The following is a 612-nucleotide window of genomic DNA, read 5'->3' on the forward strand; positions in this document are numbered from 1 at the left end:
CGATTAGGGAAAATTGCTCTGGTGTGATCTCCATACCCGATAGTTTACTCGCTCAGGCCATTAGTGTTAACAGGCCCTAACATCACCGACGTCATCAGCGCCACCGATGTGCGCGCCTTGCCCGACAGCACCATCGTCGAAGCGCTGCGCCGCGTGCCCGGCTTGTCGGTGTTGCCGGCCACCGACAACGAACATCCGCGCGATGAAGCGGCCACAGCTGTATTGCGCGGCCTGGGCCCGTCGTACAACAACGTCACCATCGATGGGCTGACCATCGCCTCGCCCGGAACACCGAACGGCACACTCGGTTCGATCACCCGCGGCGTGCGTCTGGACCTGCTGCCGGCCTCAATGGTCAGTGAGTTGCAGGTTGTCAAGACCTTCACGCCCGATCTGGATCCCAACGCCACCGGCGGTGCGATCAACCTCAAGACGCGCAGCGCGTTCGAAAACGGCGGCAAGCCCTTCTTCAGCGCCGAAGCCGCACTTGGCCACGCCAACGATGTCGGCAAGCCGCGCGATCAGGACGACCCGGGGTCTGAGGTTTCCCCACGTTTTCCCGAGATAGATCAGCTGGTTGCACCCGGATCGTGTAGAAACAAGTGCGCGCAT

1 pseudogene is annotated in these 612 nt (G+C 61.8%); it reads left to right on the forward strand.

Annotated features, from left to right (window positions below):
* Positions 1 to 78: 78 nt before the first annotated feature.
* Positions 79 to 537: pseudogene (locus XpopCFBP1817_RS21060) on the forward strand (TonB-dependent receptor plug domain-containing protein); the annotation flags it as partial.
* Between the last annotated feature and the right edge of the window lie 75 nt (positions 538 to 612).

Origin of the sequence: Xanthomonas populi (assembly GCF_002940065.1) — a bacterium.
GTDB lineage: Bacteria > Pseudomonadota > Gammaproteobacteria > Xanthomonadales > Xanthomonadaceae > Xanthomonas > Xanthomonas populi.